Origin of the sequence: Chryseobacterium sp. T20, assembly GCF_047345655.1 — a bacterium.
Lineage (GTDB): Bacteria > Bacteroidota > Bacteroidia > Flavobacteriales > Weeksellaceae > Chryseobacterium.
The window spans coordinates 753182-774425 of record NZ_JBLFDU010000001.1; the positions used below are offsets into that span (position 1 = coordinate 753182).

Annotated in this window: 17 protein-coding genes; 6 read left to right on the forward strand and 11 right to left on the reverse strand. The window is 36.4% G+C overall.

Going from position 1 to position 21244, the window contains the following annotated elements; all coding sequences use genetic code 11:
- Positions 1–34: 34 nt before the first annotated feature.
- The 5 genes from ACMA47_RS03385 to ACMA47_RS03405 form a co-directional block, all read right to left on the reverse strand.
- Positions 35–2245, reverse strand: coding sequence for a TonB-dependent receptor (locus tag ACMA47_RS03385; RefSeq protein ID WP_413928679.1), 2211 nt, complete (start codon positions 2243–2245; stop codon positions 35–37).
- A 360-nt stretch (positions 2246–2605) separates the two neighbouring features.
- Positions 2606–4198, reverse strand: a complete 1593-nt coding sequence (locus ACMA47_RS03390) for an MFS transporter (RefSeq protein ID WP_413928680.1) — start codon at positions 4196–4198, stop codon at positions 2606–2608.
- A 109-nt stretch (positions 4199–4307) separates the two neighbouring features.
- Positions 4308–5423, reverse strand: coding sequence for an HlyD family secretion protein (locus ACMA47_RS03395; RefSeq protein ID WP_413928681.1), 1116 nt, complete (start codon positions 5421–5423; stop codon positions 4308–4310).
- Between the two features lie 22 nt (positions 5424–5445).
- Positions 5446–6756 (reverse strand): TolC family protein, encoded by a 1311-nt coding sequence (locus tag ACMA47_RS03400; RefSeq protein WP_413928682.1) that lies wholly within the window; start codon positions 6754–6756, stop codon positions 5446–5448.
- 89 nt (positions 6757–6845) lie between these two features.
- Entirely contained in the window at positions 6846–7691 is an 846-nt protein-coding gene (locus tag ACMA47_RS03405; RefSeq protein ID WP_413928683.1) for a helix-turn-helix domain-containing protein, read from the reverse strand.
- Between the two features lie 74 nt (positions 7692–7765).
- On the opposite strand from ACMA47_RS03405, the gene ACMA47_RS03410 reads away from it, so the two are divergent.
- Positions 7766–8239 carry a DUF962 domain-containing protein gene (locus ACMA47_RS03410; RefSeq protein WP_413928684.1) on the forward strand — a complete coding sequence of 158 codons (474 nt, stop codon included), beginning with the start codon at positions 7766–7768 and terminating at the stop codon, positions 8237–8239.
- Here ACMA47_RS03410 and ACMA47_RS03415 read toward each other — a convergent pair.
- Positions 8236–9303, reverse strand: a complete 1068-nt coding sequence (locus tag ACMA47_RS03415; RefSeq protein ID WP_413928685.1) for a DUF2891 domain-containing protein — start codon at positions 9301–9303, stop codon at positions 8236–8238. The two genes, ACMA47_RS03410 and ACMA47_RS03415, sit on opposite strands and share 4 nt — an antisense overlap.
- Before the next feature lie 180 nt (positions 9304–9483).
- On the opposite strand from ACMA47_RS03415, the gene ACMA47_RS03420 reads away from it, so the two are divergent.
- Positions 9484–10383, forward strand: coding sequence for a DUF4349 domain-containing protein (locus ACMA47_RS03420; protein WP_413928686.1), 900 nt, complete (start codon positions 9484–9486; stop codon positions 10381–10383).
- A gap of 135 nt (positions 10384–10518) precedes the next feature.
- Here ACMA47_RS03420 and ACMA47_RS03425 read toward each other — a convergent pair whose 3' ends face one another.
- The 5 genes from ACMA47_RS03425 to dnaA all read right to left on the reverse strand — a co-directional run bounded on the left by ACMA47_RS03425 (position 10519) and on the right by dnaA (position 16015).
- Positions 10519–12321, reverse strand: a complete 1803-nt coding sequence (locus tag ACMA47_RS03425; RefSeq protein ID WP_413928687.1) for a lytic polysaccharide monooxygenase — start codon at positions 12319–12321, stop codon at positions 10519–10521.
- Between the two features lie 480 nt (positions 12322–12801).
- Positions 12802–13500, reverse strand: coding sequence for an SAM-dependent methyltransferase (locus tag ACMA47_RS03430; protein WP_413928688.1), 699 nt, complete (start codon positions 13498–13500; stop codon positions 12802–12804).
- Between the two features lie 4 nt (positions 13501–13504).
- The gene (locus ACMA47_RS03435) at positions 13505–14005 is read right to left on the reverse strand and encodes a nuclear transport factor 2 family protein (RefSeq protein ID WP_413928689.1); all 501 of its coding nucleotides are present in this window, start codon (positions 14003–14005) and stop codon (positions 13505–13507) included.
- 5 nt (positions 14006–14010) lie between these two features.
- Complete coding sequence (locus ACMA47_RS03440) at positions 14011–14460, reverse strand: low molecular weight protein-tyrosine-phosphatase (protein ID WP_413928690.1); 450 nt, start codon at positions 14458–14460, stop codon at positions 14011–14013.
- A 100-nt stretch (positions 14461–14560) separates the two neighbouring features.
- On the reverse strand, positions 14561–16015 hold the full coding sequence (gene dnaA, locus ACMA47_RS03445) for a chromosomal replication initiator protein DnaA (protein ID WP_002980474.1): 1455 nt from the start codon (positions 16013–16015) through the stop codon (positions 14561–14563).
- Positions 16016–16151: 136 nt separating this feature from the next.
- On the opposite strand from dnaA, the gene ACMA47_RS03450 reads away from it, so the two are divergent.
- From ACMA47_RS03450 to ACMA47_RS03465, 4 genes are all read left to right on the forward strand, one after another.
- Positions 16152–16562, forward strand: a complete 411-nt coding sequence (locus ACMA47_RS03450; RefSeq protein ID WP_034695933.1) for an acyl-CoA thioesterase — start codon at positions 16152–16154, stop codon at positions 16560–16562.
- A 302-nt stretch (positions 16563–16864) separates the two neighbouring features.
- Positions 16865–17713: a prephenate dehydratase gene (gene pheA / locus ACMA47_RS03455; RefSeq protein ID WP_413928691.1), complete on the forward strand. Its 849-nt coding sequence runs from the start codon at positions 16865–16867 to the stop codon at positions 17711–17713.
- 364 nt (positions 17714–18077) lie between these two features.
- On the forward strand, positions 18078–18788 hold the full coding sequence (locus ACMA47_RS03460; RefSeq protein WP_413928692.1) for a hypothetical protein: 711 nt from the start codon (positions 18078–18080) through the stop codon (positions 18786–18788).
- 112 nt (positions 18789–18900) lie between these two features.
- A complete protein-coding gene (locus ACMA47_RS03465) occupies positions 18901–21135 on the forward strand; it encodes a DUF2339 domain-containing protein (RefSeq protein ID WP_413928693.1) in 2235 nt (744 codons plus the stop codon).
- Positions 21136–21244: the final 109 nt, after the last annotated feature.

Here is a 21244-nt window from a genome sequence, read left to right on the forward strand (position 1 = left end):
TCAGATCAAGGCATTTTTACCTTCATCTTATTTTTTAAAATTCAAAAGTGTAAGAAAGATTGAATGTTCTTCCTCTTCCTTTATAATTAAACAATTCCGGGAGTCCGTAAGTAGAATACAAAACCTGGGAACGCTTACTCCAAATTGTCTGATAGTCTGTATTGAATAGATTCTGGATTCCTAAATTGAATTTTCCAAAATGGAATCTGTATCCTATCATCAAATCTGAAGTATTATACCCTTCCACTACGTTATTAAGCTCGTCTTTCTGCTTGAAGTTCTGCAAAGACTGGAATCTGAATGACCAGTTTTGAATGTTATAGCCGATATAGGTTACCAGTTTGGAAGGAGAAGCATTGTAAATCTCCTGTTTCTGCCACTCTCCTTTATTATCTACCTCAGATTTGATCAAAAGTCCGCTTGCCCCAAAATAAACTCCATTGTTTAAGGAATAAGAAACCTCAGCTTCAATTCCAATGTTTCTTAATTTCAAATCATTCACAAGAATCTGGAACGTCTTTTTATCTACGGCAACAGTTTTGTCAGAAGTACTCAAAAATCCGGCAATCTGGGCTCTTAAACCACCTTTGTTGACACGGTAACCCACCTCAAACTGATTGGTTTTGATGGCCTGAAGAGGCTGTTCGTTTACATTGAGACTAGACACTACATCCCAGTTTGTTCCTACCAATTTGTACTGTCCGATTCCATAAAATTTGGCAGGATCTGCTAAGCTTGCTCCCTGGGAAAAAGTTCCCCAAACCTGATGCTGCTCATTGAATTTGTATAATAAACCTGCATTAGCTAAAGTCACATTATAAGAACTTTCGCCTCCCGGAATTGCGGATGCCGAATTTCCATAACCCATAGCAATCTGTGTCTGCTGCTCCGAACCGACAAAATCATCCATTTTTACATTGATATGCTGATAACGGATTCCTGCATTCAGTTGTAATTTGGGAAGAATATTATATTTTGCCTGAACATATCCTGCATAACTCTGTGAATGATTGGTAGGATATCTGCCCAAACTGTATTTTGTTTCATTGATTAGACCTCCGCTGGACATTGTCTTCGCAATATCATAAACGGATTGAGTTCCTTCAAATTTTTCAAAATCGAAATCTGCTCCGTAAGTCACATTCAGTCCTCGCCATGATTTTGACAACAAAGCTTTAATCCCAGAATAATAGGTATCCTGCTGTGAAGAGGACATATAAGGTATCTTCCCTGTCTGCAAAGTAACATTTCCCGGGAATGGATAGAATCCTAATTTTTCACCACGCGTAGCTAATTGCACATACAAATCCTGTCCACCTAAAATTCCGTTTCCGTTATACGCTACGGTGGCCATATAACGCTCTGTTCCTACATTTTTATCGGATGAAAAGCCATCTCTCATTTCGAGTAATGAAGCATTTTTTGTAGTAAAAGCACTTAAGTTTTCACCTAAAAATAAGCTCCTGTCTCCATTAAATTTAGAATTGTAATACTGAACAGAGGCTGTTATTTTATGCTTATTATTAAACTGATAGCCTCCTGTAGCCAAGACATCAATAGACTGGTTATACTGAAGATCGGTCTGGGTAATATCTGTAAAAAGCTGTTTTTGATCCGCCCCATACACTCCGCCATTCTGTTGGTAAGCTACTCCCAGTCTTCCGAAGAACTTTTCTCCTTTTGCAGCAATAGACTGAGCGGCACGGAAATCATGGTCATCTTTTCCCATAAATCCGGTACGTACACCCAATTCAGTTTCACCACTGATTCCTTTTTTGGAAGGTGTTTTTGTAATGATATTAATGATTCCACCGGTAGCATTCCCGCCATAAATTGAGCTCGCTCCTGAAAGCACTTCAATTCTTTCGATATTAAAAGGATCAATGGCATCCAGCTGACGGCTTATCGCACGGATACTGTTAAGAGTGACTCCATCGATCATGACAAGTGCTGAACGGCCTCTCATATTCTGTCCGTAATTGGTTCTTCCCTGCGGACCAATATCCATAGAAGGAATCAGAATCGACAACATTTCTTTGATAGGAACTCCACTTTTGGCCTGTTCCTGAATCTTTTCTTTCTGTACTACCCAAACTGTTCCCGGAACTTCAGAGATTTTTGTAGGTTTTCTGGAGGCTACGATCACCACATCTTCAATACCTTTAGAGGCAATAGAATCTTTAACGGTCTGGGAGATCATCACCCCCGAAACCAAAAGACCTATGAATGCATACTGCTTTTTCATTCTTTCTACTTCAAAATTTTATAATCTCACAAAGATAATTGTTATTTAGAAAGAATAAAAATAACAAAATATGAGATTTTACCTTATTTTATGATGACAAACATGTTTTTTACAGAGAGATTGCTTTAATTCTGGATATATTAAACCATTAAGATTCTATTAAGAAGTAAAGTGTAATTAAGATGAATCATTTTGATTTTTAAGCTTAAAGCGAAGCTCATCTTAATACTCTAAAAACCTTAATACAATCTTAATGTTTCAAAAAGATTAAACAAGTTTAAAGTTTAAGATCTTATTAAAAACGTAAAATCCCAGCCCAACAAAGGACCAGGATTTTACTAGTAAAAAACAAGGTATTTTTTATACTGCAGGTCCGGCTGCATCTTTTATTTCTTCTAATAATTTCTTTCTTTCACGAAGTCTTCTTCTCGCGATAACGGATTTACCTCCCAAAACTCTTATAAATCTGAAATACTGGAATCGTTTTGCTCCAAAATGATGGGTCGCCACATAAATCAATATTCCAAACCCGACTAAAATAATATATCCGAATATCTTTTTGGTAGCGATGATAATGGCATTAAGCTGAATCGCTTTCATATTAGCCGCTACAGTTTGAGGTGTTATAGTCATTCCGTCCATATAAACAGCAAGATCTCCTATTGCCATCACCTGAAAACGGTACTGAAACCAGGAATATAAGGTCGAAAAAATTCCTACCGCAAGGAAGGTTCTCCAGACCAATACAAGCCCGATAGCTGCCAGCATTTCATCCATTTCAAGTTTGTCCAGTGTATAAAACCATACGGAAATAAACAGTGAACACATTCCGTAGCCTTTTAAAAACATAGGCAGATACCAGTTATCATAACTGAACTCCAACACCATGGAAAAGTACATGATAATAGCATACCCAACCATGGCGGCAAAACCGGAAAAAATGTACATTTTCAAAGGTTTTTCTTTTTTGAACCAGAAAATGGCTATAATTCCTGCTAAAATAATTCCGGGAATCATCAATAAACTGAGTCTGGTATTGGTCAATTGATCATATCCTAATACTCCCACAGCAAAAGTATTCTGAAGAGAAGCTGTTCCTAAAAACATTCCCAGCCAGAAAAGCATAAACAGTCCATTCTGTACATTATTTTTTTTGAAGATTTTGAATGAAAGGTACGGTCGCTTTAAAGTTAACTGACGGATAGAAAGCAATGCAAAACTCACAAAAGCTGCAATACTTGCATTCATGATATTTTTAGAATTGAACCAGTCCTGTTGTCTTCCAAACGAATATACATACGCTGAAAACATGAATGTTGAAATGAAAAGTAAAATACTCAACCAATCTATATAATGCAGAGGAACTTTTAACGCAAAATATTTATTATGCATGAAAATCCAGTGTATTAAAGCTAAAATAAAGCATAAAACGGCTGTGAAAAGGTAAAATTGCTGCCAGTTGTAAAGAAGGGCAAACTCAGCGGCATAATAGGTAGCTACCTGGTTCATGACAAGAACGAAGGTATAGAAAGCTCCGTAAAACATTCCTCGGTTTCCAATCATAACCATCAGTGGGAGGAACAACTCTATGGTAACCATCATCTTCATAAAACCGATCAACAGAGAAGTAAAGATGAAAATCATGGGCTGTAAAGTCGTTCCGTTTACATAGCTGAGCAATCCTAAAAGGACCAGCAATAAAACCAACTTATCCCTTACTTTGAATCTCATTTTGATTCTGAGGACCACAGGCATACAGGCTCCCATCCCAATAGTAGTCGCATAGTTAGCCCACATAAAATATTCTGTCATGGCACCGGTACCGCTTACCAGAGAGCTGATATTTCCCGTATACACCCCACCGATAGGCATTACCACGGCAAGCAGTAATACAATCAGCAGCAGCTGTATGGGTTTGGGTACCCAGTCGTTATATAATCCTTTGTTGTACATGATGAAGTTAGAAGTTAGAGGTTAGAAACTGGAAGGTAGTAACTGAAAGTTTTCAGCTTAACTTCTGTATTTTCCAATCTTTTAATCTTTCAATGATTAAATCTTTAAATTACTGACCAATATTCACATTCATATTCATTCCGGCACTCAGTTTATCCAGATCTTCTTTTTTGTTGGAAGCTGTAAATTCTATTCTCACAGGAATCCTCTGCTGTACTTTAATGAAGTTTCCGGTAGAGTTATCGGTAGGTACATTTGAATATCTTGAACCGGTAGCCGCTGAAACTGCTGTGACTACTCCTTCGAATTTTTTACCACCTAAAGCATCAGCTGTCATGAAAATTTTCTCACCTACCTTAATGTTTGGCATCTGACTTTCCAGGAAATTGGCAGTTACCCATTTCTGACCATTCAGAACGATCGTTGCTACCTGTTGTCCCGGTTGAATCAACTGACCTTCAGAAATTGTTCTTCTCCCCATCACTCCATCATAAGGTGCTGTAATCACAGTATACGAAAGGTTGATCCTTGCCATATCCAGAGCAGATTTTGTTCTTTTAATTTCAGCATCATTAATTCCCAATCTGCTTTTCACTTCTGTAGTAGAAAGGTTGGCAGATTGCTTTTGATTCACCAGCGTTTCATAAGCGGCCTTTTGTGCATCATATTCTGTCTTTACCTGATCATATTGCTGTCTGGTAACGGCTTCAGCTGTCAAAAGGTTTTTATATCTATTTAAATTCTGCTCAGCATTCCATAATCTGGCTTTTGCTCCTGCAATATTAGACTGCATGACGTTGATATTGTTGGAAACCGTATTCACGGAAGAACTTGTTGCTGTTTTTTGAGCCATTGCATTCTGATAAGCTGCTTCTGCCTGCCCCAACTGAGTTAGAATTTCACGTTCATCAAGGATCACTAAAGTATCTCCTTTTTTTACACGCTGATGTTCGATGAACTTAATTTCTTTGATATAAGCAGAAACTCTTGTATTGATAGGATTAATAAATTCCTCTACCTGTGCCGCTTCTGTATAGGTTTTACTTCCGATATGGAAATATTCACGGATTAACCAGAATAGCCCGAATCCAATCACCAGAAAAACGATGATGTTGGAAATGATTGCTCTGATTTTATTCGTTTTATTTTTCTTTTTTTTATTTTCTACAGCAGATGTTGCCGGAGTTGGTGTCGTATTTTGAGTAGTTTGTCCCTTGTTTTCCATTGTTGATTTTCAGTTTTAAAAATTAAAGTGTTCCTGTAGATTTCAGAAGGTTGTAGTACTGATACAGAACATTGATTTCTGCATTCGCATAATCCAGCTCTGACTGTAGCTTCTGATTCTGCGCATCAATCATTTCTGCCTGTACAGCCAATTGGTTCAGATATTTGGCTTCTGTAATCTTGTAGTTTTCTTCAGCCAGTCTTTTGGAATCATTCAGAATATCAGCCTGCTGAATCGCTTCCTGATATTTGGTATAGGCTGCATTCACTCCCATATCCACATTTTGCTGTACCAGAGTTTTAGCATCATTCGCCTGATTCTTTTGCAGCTCACCTAATTTCACTTTTTCCTTCGTTTTAAAAAGAGTATCGATATTATAGCTCAAAGAAACTCCGGTCTGCCACCCTCCTGAATACATATCCAAAACAGGATTTCTTGTTGTAATCGGTCTTTGCAGTGTATATCCGCCAAATCCTGCCAGCGTAGGCGCATTATCGGTTTTGATAATCTCTATATTTTTATCTGCAACTGCAATATTTTTTTGAGCCGATTTCAGTAGCGGATTGCTTTCATGAGCAAGATCTGTATAATACTCCATACCTATTCCTGATTCTTTATTTTCCAGATTTTCTGTAGGAACAATCTCCGTATCAGAGGATAGGCCTAATGCAATATTCAGATTATAATTAAGGATTTTCTTATTATTGGCAAGGGTAAGAATTCCCTGATCCAGGTTTTTGATGGCCAATTCTCCACGAATCACTTCGTTTCGGGTCACCATTCCCTGCTGATAGAACTTCTGGATATTTTTAAGACGTTCCAGAGCCAGTTTTTTGTTATTCTGAAATACCTCTTCCTGATTGATGATTTTATAGACATCCAGATAATTGGAAATCACTAAAAATTTCACATCCTGCTTATTTTTCTCTAAATCCAGTTCGGAAAGCTGTTCACGAAGCCCAGCCATTTCAATAGATTTATTCACCAATCCTCCTTTGAAGATCAGTTGTGTGGCCTGTACCGCGTATGAACTTCCGTAATGCGGCATCGGAACGTTTGTATAATTCGAAAAATCTTTATCAATGGCTACTGCATCTCCTAAATAGAACTGGCTTGTAGAAGCTGTGATCGTAGGAAGTTTCTGAAGCTTAACGACATTCGTATTCTGCTTTGCAATACCAATGTTCTGTGCGGAAACCTTAAGCTGCTGGTGATTCTGAACAGCCAGTTCTGCCACCTCACCTGCAGTCATCTGTTTAATCTGTTGTGAAAAAAACAGCGCAGGAAAAGCTGCTATCAATACAGATAGTGCTGTTTTTATTTTCTTTGTCATTTTACCTTGTTTTACAGATGCAAAGTTAGGTCAACAACAAAATCAATCAAATGTTTGATTTTTGGAAAAAGATGTTCAAATGTAAGATTTTAACTTTCAAACTGATGTCTGTACTGCGAAGGGCTTACCTCCAGATGTTTCTTGAAAAAGTGAGAAAACGAGTATTGATCGCTGAATCCAAGGATTGAAGAAACCTCCGAAACCGGTTTACTGGAAGAGTTTAAGAGTACTTTTGCCTCATTGATAACAATTAAAGCAATGATCTGGCTTGCAGACTTCCCCGTGATGGTCTTGACCACAGAAGAAAGATGTCTGGTTGTAATGGATTGCCGTTCGGCATAAAACTCCACGGTCCTTTCTGTAAGGTGATACTCCGAAAGATCGGTAAGAAATACAAATACAATTTCTTCCTGTCTTGACATTTGATTCAAAGAACTGTTATCTTCCTTGGAAATAATTCCTGCCATCTGGTAACAGAAAACGGAGAAAAGATGTTCCACCATTTCTTTTTTATATAGCATTTCGGTCTCAGAATCCAGGATATATTTCAGGAAATTGACACTTTTCCAGACCACTTCCATTTCGTCTTCAGGAAAAGGAACTCCTTTGTTCATCTGCTGCCTGAAATATCGATAGGTAATCAGACGGTTAAACTTCAATGATAAGGCAGAAATAAATTCCCTTTTGTAGGAAACCATCCTCGACTGAAAGTCATCTGTTACTCCCACCACTTCATAAATGGTTTGTGGATCGGTTACCATAAACATATTGGCAGAAACTTCAAGATCACTGAAATGCTGACGAAGTTTTATAGTCCCTGATTTAATAAATATAAAAGCAGGATTTTCAGGACGGAAAGGTTTACCGACAGCGATTCTCTCGAAAATATTTCTTTCCGTAAAAATATCAACACCAAATTTTTCAAGGGCAGACATAAGACAAATGTAAGCAATCTTACCAGTGATTGCAAAATTTTATTATTTTAGCAAGAATCCAATTTCCCTTCAGCATGAGAAAGGTTGATCTATTATTTGCCGAATACAGTAAAAGCCACAGAAACGCGACCAACAAGTTCATCCACTGGATTTGTGTGCCTTTAATTTTCTGGACAATTCTGGGTTTTGCCTCCCTGATTCCTTCCCCTCATTTCTGTGCTTCCTATTTCGGATGTGCCAGTATTGTAAGCCTTGTGGTGATTATTCTGATCACATTGTTCTATATAAGACTGTCTTTTTTGATCTCAGTTGTGATGATTATAATAATGATTATCATGGAACACTTCATCTATCTGACCAATATCAGTGTCGGAAAGCAATCATGGATAGTTTATCTTTCTGTATTCATTATCACATGGATTTTCCAGTTTATTGGTCACAAAATTGAAGGTAAAAAACCTACTTTCCTCAAAGATCTGCAGTTTCTTCTGATAGGCCCCATATGGCTTTTAGGCTTTATTCTGAAAAAAACAGGAATCAGATATTAATCTTCCAAAGCATAAACAGCAAAACTGGCCAGCCAGTGATCTCCACCATAATTTCCCTGGAAAAGTAATGGTAATCCATTATTTAGAAATACATCAGCTGTTTTTCTGAAATCTTTTTTCAATGGATGATTGGCTGGAAGTGCGTTGGAAATTCCTTTCATGCACCATGCTTTAGAAAAAGACAATCCTACGAGGTGAACGGTTTGATAATCGCTCAGATCACTTACTACAGGGATTTTCTCAACATTTTCCAGACTTCTTTTTTCATAGAAAGCATTCAGCCATTGTACAAATTCTTTTTGAGGAAGAACTCTGCGCATAAGATCGGCAATTTCCAGACTCGGCGAAAAGAAATCCGAACCGTCCGGCTCCAGATAAGCAGGTGTTTTCTGATCTTTTAAGAAAAAGTATTTTGCCTTTTCCATCAACTGATTTTCAAACTCTTTATCTTTATTGGCTCGTGCCCAATCTATAGCAAACGCCATAGCAAATGCAGTATTGGGATGAACTCCGGTTCTGTTGGGGTAAGTCTGTTTGGGAAGATAGGTTTTCCAGGATTTCAGGATCTGATCCGTAAGCGGCTTTAGATTTTGATGCCATATTTTAGCTTTCGGATGATCCCAGGTTGTGAGTTCTTCATCCAGTTTTAAAATCCATGCCCAGCCATAGGTTCTCTCGAAAGTTCCTGTGAGTTGATATTTTGTAAAATAATCTGCTTCTGTCTGCAGTTTTTCTTTTTGAAATGATTCATCCAGAATTTTTTCAATCTCTTTAGCACTGGAGAGGTTGGGCTTTGTTTTCAAAAGTCTTGTCAGCATCCAATGTCCGTGAACAGAGCTATGCCAGTCGAAACATCCATAAAAACTAGGATGAAGATCTTTGGGTGTCAAAGGAACTTCACCGGCATTATTAATGATATGAGCCGTTTTATTAGGATATTCCTGATTGATACAATGAAGAGGTTTGTCGGATAGTTTCATCGCCATCTCGTCTGTAAGTTTCGGAGCTTCCTGGGCATACATCAGAAATGGAGAAAACACAAATGCTAAAAGACTTTTTTTCATGAATTAAAAATAGAAATAATTTACCAGTTCTCGTAATTTTTCAAGCCGGTTTTCCAGCTATTTCTTCTATTTACTGATTTGATATTAAATTTTTCTTTCATTTTAATTTTTTAACCAATCTTATCAATAATCATTTTTGTGCACAGTTTTTGATTATACCCATCAAAAACTAACTAACCTATGAAAAAAATTATTTTCCTATTATCAGGTCTTATTCTGATCAATTGCAGCAAATCAGGTGGTGAAAAACAGGAAGTGAAAGCTGATCTGATGGAAGTTCTAACCGAAGACAAAGTAGCTTATTCTTCAGCTGCACCTATATCTCCACCCCCGCCACTTTCCGTTTCCGAAAAGCCAGTCTCCAATGAGAATGGAACAAACAAAGAAATTGATACCCAAAAGAAAACAGATACCATCTCCAAAAAAATCATCAAAAATGGAGAGATGAAGATTCAGGTGGGTGATATTAAAAAAACGCAGAACCAGGTGAATGAGATCATCAAAAAAAACAATGCCTATATCCAGAAAGAAGAATTTCAAAATACAGATATGGATGACAATCTTTCTCTGATCATCCGTGTACCTCATAAAAATTTTGATGCTCTGATCAATTCTTTTTCAGATGGTGTAGGAACTGTTCTGTCTAAAAATATTTCATCCAATGATGTAACTGAAGAATATACTGATGTAGCGATAAAGCTTGCCAACAAAAAGATATATCTTGAAAAATACCGTGATATGCTTAAAAAGGCTGCTACTACGAAAGATATGCTGGAAATCCAGGAAAATATCCGTGAGCTGGAAGATGAGATTGATGTATCTGAAGGCAGACTTCGTTTTATTGATGACCGTGTGAATTACAGTACTTTGAATTTAAACTTATACAAAGAGAAAGTCCGAAGCTCAGCGACTTCAAAAATCGGTTTTGGAAGCCGTTTTATGGATTCTCTGACGGAAGGCTGGAACAGTTTTGTAAGTTTTCTGCTGGGAATGGTTTCGTTATGGCCTTTCTTCTTACTTATTCCTGTTATTATTTTCCTTTGGAGAAAATGGAGATCAGGGAAGAAAAATAAAAATTAAATGATAAAAAATCCGGGCATCTGAGATGCCCGGATTTTTACTGCATTATCAACAATTTATCCTGTTTCCAGTCCTAGTTTAAAATCAATAACAATGCAATAGTCTTGTTAACAGCTGTTAAATATTTTTGAAAAATTACTTTCTGATGGTTTTAGCAATACTGCTTCCATCTTTATACTGAATCTTTACAAAATAGATTCCAGACTGAAGACGGCTGATATTCATATTATTATGTCCCGGATTCATGAAAGTCATGATCTGAAGCCCTTGAGGGGTGATGACATCTACTCTGCTTATTTTACCATAATAAGTTTCTGGTGCAAAATTGATCATATGTTCCGATACAATAATTGAAAGATCATTCTCTTTGTTAGCAAGAGACGATGTTTTGCAACTTTGTCCTTCATTACAATCGCTTACCACTTTCCAGACAGCGTTACTTCCCGGTGCTTCTCCCGGATTTGCATACCATTTGTTTTCCCAGATTTTGCAGGCATGGAAAACCTTTGTTCCTGCTGTTGGATACGTTTTTGCCGGATTATATTCCTGAGCACCACAGTAGGTAACCGGACCGCTGGATTCGCAACCAGGACCTTCGGTGCAAGTACTTACCTCTTCCCATACCATATTGGTTCCCGGTAGTTCTCCCGGATTCGCATACCATTTGTTTTTCCAGATTTTACAAGAGTAGAAAACTTTCACTCCTGCAGTAGGATATGCATTAGCAGCATTATATTGCTCTGCTCCACAATAGGATTGACCATTTCCTGGTGTCACTTTCTTAGTTCTGATTTTTAATTCATTACTCAAATCAGAAAGCTGATCGTTCATGGCAACAGATTTTACGGTATAAAGATATTCTGTGTCTTGCGCTAATCCTGTTCTTAAAAAGCTTGTCTGTACAGTCTCTCCCACTTTGATTCCATTTTCAAAAATCTGGTAATTTTTGATGCCTTGTGAGTGGGTAGAAGCCATCCACATGAGTGAAACTGAATTTTCAGTAACTGACATTGAATGGAGGTTAGATGGTGCTGTAGGCTTTTCAAGAGTGCCTTCACTATTTGTTTTTACATTGAGTGGCACACTTTTTCCTGACGTGAGCCCTGAAGAGCCTTTCGCCTGTATTTCATAGGTATAAATTGTATTAGCAGCTAAGCCTGTATCCTGAAAAGTAGGTGTACTTACCTGCTGAATATTTTGTCCGTTTCGGAAAACGTTATAAGATACTGCATCTGCTTGTGCATTCCAGCTTATTTTGGCAGAAGAGCTTGTTACTCCTACCTGTGTTAATCCTGTAGGAGTGGCAGGTGCAGAAACTCCTGTTCCGGAGGTGACGTTCACATCAATTACATTATAGAATGCATTGGTGGTATCTGCTACATCCCAAACTGCTAAAATAATATGGTAGCCCGTACGGTTAGCAGGAACTGTAATCTGATGAGCAACATTGTCCTGTGGTGGTGTTCCATTATGCGTAACTGTACCTATAAGTTCAAGATCCTGACGGGAAAGCGGTTGATTAGGATTCCAACCCTGTTTTGTCATATAATAATGCCATTTCGCAGTGGCATGGTAAGCCAGATATTTCCAGATAAAGGCGTTCACTCCGGTGGAGATATTGGTTTTTTTCCATCGGTCAGCAGTTTGGATATCCAATGTCATGTCTCCGCCAATACTTCCATTAGCAGAAGCAATCTTTCCATCTGCCGGGCCTGATGCAGGGAAACCTTTTGGGGCTTCCAGAGATCCAGGTTCATTAATGATAGATCCGTAGATGCTAAATGCTGCAGAATAACCGAGGGTAGCCTTATCCAGACTTCCCTGATAGCCTCTTGAAGCAGGGCTCATTACATATCCATGTGCGGATACATGAATTAAAGAAGGTACCAGCATGGCCAACATCAGCAATACCGGAAAAAAAAATTTACGTGTCATCATATTTTAATATTTGGGTGTTGATTTTACAATATCAATTCTCTAAAAGCTAATTTTTCAAACCATTTCACTCCAGATCACTAAAGAAATACAAGAGGTATTGGCTTAAACTCACCGAACAATTAGAATTATATAATTTTTAATAAAAATTGAATTAAACAAACTTAATTAGCCAATATTTTAAATTAAAACATAAAATAATAATTCATAACATATTATTATTAACATATAATCATAATATGATAAAACATAAAAGTACGAAAATTTAAATAAATTAATCACATATTGTTGAAATAAATTCAACTTGAACCTATATTAAATAGCATGAATAGAAAAATAAAGATGTAAAGCACTATTAGCCATATGCTTTCTAACGAGTTAATAAAAAAGCTTTTACATAAAAAAGCTGAAAGAATTGATCATTCTTCCAGCCTGTAAATTTTAAAGATTCCTGAGATATTATTCAATCAAAAGGAATACAATTTATTTCCCAAGTACAAATACCGCAGGAATTTTATGAAGTTCCGGCTTTTGCTTTTGCCAGTCTTTTATGGTTTTTGTTTTGATGAACTCATGTTCCGGATCATTGATATTAGCAGCAATGCAAAGCTTTGTATTAGGCGATAAAAACTTGCATAAATCTTCAAAAAGCGGGTTATTTCTGTAAGGAGTTTCCATGAAAATCTGTGAATATCCCGTCTTCTGAACAAGGCTTTCAAGATTCATGATCTGTTTCTTCTTTTCTCCTTTATCGATAGGAAGATAGCCATGGAAGGTGAATTCCTGCCCATTAAAACCACTTGAAATCAAGGCAAGGATAATGGATGAAGGCCCTGAAACAGGAACTACTCTGATATTTTTTTCATGACACCATTTCACAATCAGATTTCCGGGATCTGCAATACATGGCAATCCTGCTTCTGACAGTAATCCGAAGTCCTGCCCTTTCAGCATTAGCTCCTGAGCCTCCTTAATATCTGCATTTTCTGTGTATTTATCCAATAAGAATAACTTCAGATCAGCCTGTTTTTTTTCGGGAGCAAAAAATTTCACAACCTTTCGTGCTGTTTTCTCATTTTCCACGAAGAAATAATCCGTCTGCATGATATAATCTTTCAAAACAGGTGAAAAGTGATTGATAGAAGTATTTTCTGATAAGTAAGCAGGGAGTAAAAAAAGCATTGTATTATTTTTTAGTTCTTTCGTTTAATGTAGGTTGTGGGAAGTATTTTGTCAAATCCATAGAAAAGGTAACGGAGGTGATTTTCCAGGTTCCATTGATCTTCATTAATGTCCAGATCTCCTTTCCCCAGTTTTCCATTTTACCGTCATACCAAAAACTGTAATCGAAATTGGCAGAAGCTATTGCTCCATCTTCAACAATCTTAATATTGTCAAATTTTTCTTCAGATTTATCATCTTTAAAACTCTTGATAAAAGCTTTATAATCATCTGCAAAGTAATAATCTGCCTTAGGATTTTTTTCCAAACGTTTGGCCTGTGTTCTGTCTTTATAAATTCCAGTCCAGAGCACCGGTTCCTGGAATAAAGAGAGATATTTGGCCTCATCTCTGGATTTGATACATCCCATGAAATCATCCATTACCTTGCGGATTTCAGTTTCATCCTTGGTTTGAGCAAAGGAAAAATTAAAGCTTAATAAAAGCAGTAAAAGCAGCTTTTTCATGATTATTATTTTGATAGTTGGTATCTGATAGCTTCACACCCTTTATCCAAAAGCTGGAAAACCTTTTCAAAATCTTTCATATCGCCCCAGTAAGGATCCGGAACCTCAGCATTTTTATGATCTCCCAATACTTCAAGGAATAATGATACTTTCTGACGTTCTTCTTCATTTTGAGTTTTAGAAACCACATCTGCGAAAACATCAATATCCATACAATAAATCTTATCAAAGATTTCAAAATCTTTTCTGGTGATAGGTCTTGATCTTTGCCTGGATATATCAATATGATGATTAGCCGCAGTTTTAACAGCTCTTTTATCAGGGTGCTCGCCTTCATGCATTGAAATCGTTCCAGCGGAATCTACCGTATAATGATCCGGTAGTTTTGCTTTCATAATTCCTTCCGCCAATGGGCTTCTGCATATATTTCCCAGACAAACCATTAATATTTTCATATCCTGTGTATTTAAAAAGAGTCTTTTGTCACGACAAAACTAAATAAAAAATGAAGAATAAAACTATCCTTCATTTTAATTTATGTAAGCTCAACCTTAATTATTGTTTGATTCTTTCAGTAAGGTCTTTTACGTATTTCTTGATTTCTTTATCTATTTTAGAAACGTCTTTGATGGTATCACAAGCATACATTACTGTAGAGTGATCTTTCCCACCCATTTCTTCACCAATTTTAGTAAATGTAGAATTGGTAAATTCTTTGGAGAAGTACATGGCAAGCTGTCTTGGCAATGCAATTTCTCTTTTTCTTGTTTTTGAAAGCAACTGTTCTTTTTTGATTCCAAAGTAATCACAAACCACTTCCTGAATGTAAGGAATATTAATAACCTTCTTCTGGTTCGCTGCAATTCTGTTGATGGTTTCCTTCAACAACTCAAGACTAAGATCTCTCTTGTATACTGTAGAGTACGCAATCACAGAGTTGATAACCCCGATAAGCTCTCTCACATTCGTTTTTGCTTCGGCAGCAAGGAAATCAAGCATATCTCCCGGAAGAACAATTCCGTCTCTGCTTAGTTTATCTTCAATGATCTGTCTTCTTGTAGATAGATCCGGAGATTTGATTTCTGCAGAAAGTCCCCATTTGAAACGGGAAACAATTCTGTCCTGGATATCCATGATATCTGCAGGTGCCTTATCTGAAGTAAGAATAATCTGTTTTCCGTTCTGGTGAAGGTGATCAAAAATGTGGAAGAAACTGTCCTGTGTAGCTGATTTTCCAGATAAGAACTGAATATCATCAATAATCAGTACATCTACCATTTGATAGAAATTCGCAAACTCAGTCTGCTTATGAGCTTTAGCCGCAGAGATAAACTGCTGGATAAACTTTTCAGAAGAAAGATAAAGAACTACTTTATCAGGAAACTGATTTTTTACTTCAAGACCTACAGCCTGTCCTAAGTGAGTTTTACCCACTCCATACCCTCCATATAAAAATAAAGGGTTGAATGCTGTTGCTCCAGGTCTCTTTGCAATGGATCTGGCTACAGTGGCTGCAAATTTATTGCTTTCTCCTTCTACATAACTATCAAATGAATAGTCAGGCTTCAGGTTAGAATCTATATTTACTTTTCTAATTCCAGGAACTACAAACGGATTTACAATATTAGCAGAAAAACCTTGTGGCATTGTTTCCTGTGTTTTTGGAGTAGGAACACTTTGTCCCTTGATGTTCATGGTAACTGGTTTCTCTTCACCTTTTGGTCTGTTTTCCATCACAGAATACCATAATTTCACTCCTTTTCCAATATTTTTCTTCAGGGCAGCAGAAAGTAAGGACAGGTAATTGTCCTCTATATATTCCTTGTAAAAATCGCTCGGCACGATCAACGTAAGGTTGTTGGCCACCAATGAAAGCGGCTGAACCTTATCGAATAGCATATCGAAAGATTTTTCAAGTTTTTTTAGGTCAGAATTGTCTTCAGCAGCGTTCAGGTTATCGCGCATAAACTGAAGGCATTTCTGCCATATCATCATTAAATTGTCATCCATTTTTTAAGCCCCGATTATTCTTTGTTTGTACTGTGTTTAGAAGGAAGACAAAGGTCCAATATTTTCTTTTCAAAAAAAAATATTGCAGGTATTGATTATTTAAAAATATATTTGTATGTATAATTTAACACGTAAAATGATACACACAACACACTCAATACGAGTACGTTACGCAGAAACAGATCCGATGAAATATGTATACTATGGAAACTATGCAACGTACTTCGAAGTAGCGAGAGTTGAACTCTTCAGAAGCATAGGAATTTCCTACGATGAAATTGAAAACCAAGGAATTTGGCTGCCAGTTTCAGACTATAAAATTAAATATATCCGCCCAGCTTTGTATGATCAAAAATTAGAAATCCACACTTATGTTAAAAAAATTCCAGGGGTAAGAATTGAATTTGAGTATGAAATTTACAATGAAGAGCATACTAAAATAACAGAAGCTTCCACTACTCTATTCTTTCTGGATGCAAAAACCAATAAAGTGATCAAGTGCCCGGATTTCCTGATGGAGCTGATTGAAAAGAACTGGAAAGGGTAGATAATAAATAGGAGGTTTTAGGTTGCAGGTAATAGCTAGCAGGAATCAGGAGATATCCAACGGAATATTGGAGGAAGTTTTATAAAGGTGAATGGTGAGTTTTTAATAGAGTTAAGATATCTATCTCAAATTATCCGGTCACAAAATAAACCCACAACACACTACCCGTAACCCGTAACTCGCAACTAAAAACATTACAGGTTAAACTCTAAACCTTAAACTTTAAACTCTACACCCTCTCTATTTATGAATTAATTCGCACCTTTGTACCTTTATTATAACCATCCCTTATATACTATATTATGAAGATTGCATTTTTGGGACCTCATGCCAGTTTCACCCAGCTTGCTACAGCACAGCTTTTCCCTGATGACGAAATAGTACCACAAGCCAGCATTCTGGATTGTTTTAATGCCGTTGAAAACGGAGAGGTAGTAAAAGCAGTAGTACCTTTGGAAAACTCTATTGAAGGAACCGTCTCTATGACGCTGGATTATTTGTATAAAACTCCGTCTATTAAAATTGAAGCAGAAGCAGTAATGCCTATTGCCCATCATCTGATGATTCATCCGGAAAATTCTATGGAGAATATTGAAAGAATATATTCACATCCGCAAGCCCTTGCACAGAGCTTTCATTTTCTGGATACCCATTATAAAGAAATTCCAAAACAGGACTTTTCCTCAACTGCAGCCGCTGCCAAGTTTGTTTCTGAGAACCCAGACACTCCTATTGCTGCGGTAGCCAATCAGTTTGCAGCCAATTTATATGGTTTGAAAATAGTGAATCGTAATATTCAGGATTTCGAACAGAACCACACCCGATTTATCATCATTTCTAAAGAACAGAATAAATACCAAAATGATAAACTGGAAACACTGGGAGAAAAATCAGGTATGCTGATCACTCTTCCCGAAGATCATCCCGGTGGATTGCATCAGGTATTATCTGTTTTTGCATGGAGAAAAATGAATCTCAGCAAGATTGAATCCAGAACATTAAAAACAGGACTGGGCAATTATTTCTTCTTTATCAATGTTGAAGGGCCATGGAAAGAAGTTTTACATGAAAATGCGCTAAAAGAGCTTGAATCAATCCATGCAAATGTAGATTTTCTTGGGAATTACAAAGAATTTCTTCTGGAAAGCTAGAAAAAAACAACAAATCTGTAAAAAAACACTGCCATTAAAGCAGTGTTTTTTTTTATTTACCCTATAAAAAACACAAAATCCAAAAAACTTTTACAATAAATTACCATAATGACAACACCTTCTGTTTAATTAAAAAATAACCCACACAATGGAGAGAATTATTTTTCAATAAAACACTGATATACAATACTTTAAATAAAAAACAAATATAATAAGTCGTAATTAAATTATGTAGTAATATCAATCGAAATATAAACATATGTTTAAAGATATTACATCATATTAATATTAAAAATAAAGATATCACAATGTAGAGTATAATTTTTATTGTATATTTGCTTAGCAACTAATTAAAATCTTGATCATGAAAACTAAACTTTACAGCTTAATGTTAGCATGTGCGACGTTACCATTATTCTCGCAAGTAGGTATCAATACAGCAACCCCATCCGCAACCTTAGATGTTAACGGAACTATGAAAGTTCGTGATACTCCTGCAGCTACAGCACTACCCGGATATCAAATTTTAGCAGTTAATCAGGGAACTACACAAGTTTTTTCAATGGATCCTGCTCTATTAACAGCCGCTGCAGGAACTAATACTTCTGTATATTCCGCAAAAAAAACAACAGGTATAACCCTTCTGAACTTAGGTGTATTACCTTCTGATTTCCAACCTGTCAGCTTTGTACAAGCCGACAGAACAATAGGAACTGCTACTTTATTTACAAATGCTGACGGTTCTTATAATATTCCATCTACCGGAGTATATGCTGTTGGATTTGCATTCAGATATGGAACCGGACTACAGGCTTCTTTACTATCAGGAGCTCCTGGTATCGCCATTGCAAGAACCAGATCTGCAGTAACAACTCTGATAGACACACGTCCATTCAGTGGTGTTAACCTTGCGTTGGCAGTTAACTTAACCCTTTCTGATTCCAGCATTAATTCTCTGTACTCATTTCAGGCAGGTGACAAAGTCTCTTTTGGAATTGTAGATTCCGGTATTGTTTCGGCAGGATTATTAGGATCCAGTATCGCATCATTCTACATTTACAAAATATCAAACTAGTAAAACATATTGTTAGTTATCTATACCATTTAACCCATCGCTTATACCGTGATGGGTTAATTTTTTAAATAGCATATCAAACATTTCTTTATATTTGATAAAAACTAATGAAATGAATGAATTTGTTGCGGCCATCATCTTTATCATCATCTTCATCATTTTCAATAATCTGAATACCAAAATCAGAAAATTGGAAAAGGAGATTTCAGATCTTAATTATAAAATCAATAATACTCCTCCGGCTAAGACTGAAGTAATTCATAAGAAAACCTCAACAGAAGAGACATTCATCCCTCAGCAAGAGCAATCTCCGCAGGTCCATCATCAAAACATACAACACAGTGGAGAAAATGAAAATATTTCAACACCCGATCAAAAAGACTGGCTTACTCCTGTTTCTGATTTTTTAAAACAAAATGCACTCACTGTTATTGGTATTTTCACCCTCGTTCTTGGAATTGGTTATTTTGTAAAATACGCTATTGATAAAAACTGGATTGGTGAAGCAGCAAGAGCGGGAATCGGTTTTTGTACCGGAGCAGGAATCATGATAACCGGACATTTTCTCCGAAAAAATTACCAAGCTTTTTCTTCCATTATTACAGGAGGTGGAGTTGCCGTTTTATATTTCACAGCCACCATTGCCTTCCGTGAATACCATCTGTTTACCCAAAATACCGCTTTTATCATCACTGCACTGATTACTGCAGCCTCTATTATCTTATCCTATTATTATAAAAGTGAAGTACTGATCATCTTTTCACTGATAGGAGGTTTTACAGCTCCTCTGATGATCAGCACAGGACAAAGTAACTATCTTTTCCTTTTTATTTATATTACTCTTTTAAATACCGGAATGCTGGCTGCGTCTTTTCTGCAGCACTGGAAAAGCGTGGGATGGACAGCTTATATTTTTACCACAGGATATCTCTTCTTTTGGACCAATGAAAGTCCTGAGCTTTTAAGCATTACTTTTTATTTGATCAGTTATCTGATTTTCTACATCTTCGCCCTGCATGATTACTTCAGAAGAAATATACTTTCAACTTCCGATATTTTAATACTTGCTCTCACTAATTTTTCGAGCATTCTGGGACTGCTTTACATTTTTGATACCCTGAAATATGAACCCCCGATTATTTTCCCACTTATTTTTGCTGCTGTAAACACCGTTCTTCTCTTCAGAGAGTATACCCGCAGAAATTTCGGAATTGCCTATTCTGTATTTGCAGGTCTTGTCACCAGCCTTATAACTGTTGCGATTGCTATTCAGTTTAAAACCCATCTCATCACCAGTATCTGGGCAATAGAGACTACTCTTCTTCTTTTTATCTGGAAAAAAACAGGCCATAAGATTTTCAAAATCTTCTTTTATATTCTGTTTCCATTAGTCATGATTGCTCAGCTCGTAACCTGGACGGCATATTTTGGAACCAAAGATTTCAATATCATATTGAATGCTCCGTTTATCACCAGTTCGTTCACCATCATTTCCATAATCATTAACTTGTATCTATTAAGAAATACCTCCATAGACCTCAATGGAAAAGATCATAACTTTTTTGAAGATCTTATTACTCTGGTCAGCTATGGAGTTATCTACATCACTTTTCTTCTGGAGATTACGTATCATATTTCAGAAATGCCTTGGTCAGCCATTACCAGCGTAGGACTTTTATTCAGTATTTATTATATTTTTGCTTTATTACTCCTTAGAAAACCATTGAACATCAGAAATGATATCCAAAACATTCTGATTTATCTGTTTTTTTTCCTGATCATCGTTAATACATCTGCTTCTGCATTACCAGTTGTAGCAGCTATTGTAACAAAAAAACTCCATTTAAGTTTTTATTTTCTACATTTACTTCAATGGATTCCTTTTATATATATAGGATATAGAATTATTCCTTCTTCAGAATTCCATAAGCAACGGATTTCTTATTGGATGCTGTCTTTGGCGCTTATCATCTCTGTAAGCTGCGAACTTCACCATTCTTATATTTTATTGACCTCTCATGATCTTCCTCATTCTTATAAAGCGAGTGAGCATTTCAATATTCTTTATCTTCCTATTATATGGACAATTCTTGCCAGTATATTTATTTATAACGGCTTGAAAAAGAATATCCAGGAATACAACAAGATTGGCTTTGCACTAATAGGCCTGATGGTATTAAAACTTTATGGGTATGATGTATGGCAAATGGATAATATTTCAAGAATAAGTGCCTTTATTGCTCTCGGAATTATTTTATTATTAAGCTCTTTCACTTTCCAGCGCCTGAAAAATATGATCAGAAATATGGTGGACAAAAAAGACAAAACGGAAGAAAGCACAGACTGACAATCAGGGTAAAAGTTTTTATTTCTAAATAAAATTTAAAACAATTCAAGATTTTATTCAAATTTTATAAAAAATAACTATATTTATCACGTTTTTAACAGTTACATAT

Coding starts and splice junctions, on each gene's coding strand:
- ACMA47_RS03385 (WP_413928679.1), bottom strand. CDS start 2,245: ATGAAAAAGCAGTATGCATTCATAGGTCTTTTGGTTTCGGGGGTGATG.
- ACMA47_RS03395 (WP_413928681.1), bottom strand. CDS start 5,423: ATGGAAAACAAGGGACAAACTACTCAAAATACGACACCAACTCCGGCA.
- ACMA47_RS03450 (WP_034695933.1), top strand. CDS start 16,152: ATGATACACACAACACACTCAATACGAGTACGTTACGCAGAAACAGAT.
- ACMA47_RS03420 (WP_413928686.1), top strand. CDS start 9,484: ATGAAAAAAATTATTTTCCTATTATCAGGTCTTATTCTGATCAATTGC.
- ACMA47_RS03400 (WP_413928682.1), bottom strand. CDS start 6,756: ATGACAAAGAAAATAAAAACAGCACTATCTGTATTGATAGCAGCTTTT.
- dnaA (WP_002980474.1), bottom strand. CDS start 16,015: ATGGATGACAATTTAATGATGATATGGCAGAAATGCCTTCAGTTTATG.
- ACMA47_RS03390 (WP_413928680.1), bottom strand. CDS start 4,198: ATGTACAACAAAGGATTATATAACGACTGGGTACCCAAACCCATACAG.
- ACMA47_RS03425 (WP_413928687.1), bottom strand. CDS start 12,321: ATGATGACACGTAAATTTTTTTTTCCGGTATTGCTGATGTTGGCCATG.
- ACMA47_RS03465 (WP_413928693.1), top strand. CDS start 18,901: ATGAATGAATTTGTTGCGGCCATCATCTTTATCATCATCTTCATCATT.
- ACMA47_RS03435 (WP_413928689.1), bottom strand. CDS start 14,005: ATGAAAAAGCTGCTTTTACTGCTTTTATTAAGCTTTAATTTTTCCTTT.
- ACMA47_RS03430 (WP_413928688.1), bottom strand. CDS start 13,500: ATGCTTTTTTTACTCCCTGCTTACTTATCAGAAAATACTTCTATCAAT.
- ACMA47_RS03410 (WP_413928684.1), top strand. CDS start 7,766: ATGAGAAAGGTTGATCTATTATTTGCCGAATACAGTAAAAGCCACAGA.
- ACMA47_RS03415 (WP_413928685.1), bottom strand. CDS start 9,303: ATGAAAAAAAGTCTTTTAGCATTTGTGTTTTCTCCATTTCTGATGTAT.
- ACMA47_RS03460 (WP_413928692.1), top strand. CDS start 18,078: ATGAAAACTAAACTTTACAGCTTAATGTTAGCATGTGCGACGTTACCA.
- pheA (WP_413928691.1), top strand. CDS start 16,865: ATGAAGATTGCATTTTTGGGACCTCATGCCAGTTTCACCCAGCTTGCT.
- ACMA47_RS03405 (WP_413928683.1), bottom strand. CDS start 7,691: ATGTCTGCCCTTGAAAAATTTGGTGTTGATATTTTTACGGAAAGAAAT.
- ACMA47_RS03440 (WP_413928690.1), bottom strand. CDS start 14,460: ATGAAAATATTAATGGTTTGTCTGGGAAATATATGCAGAAGCCCATTG.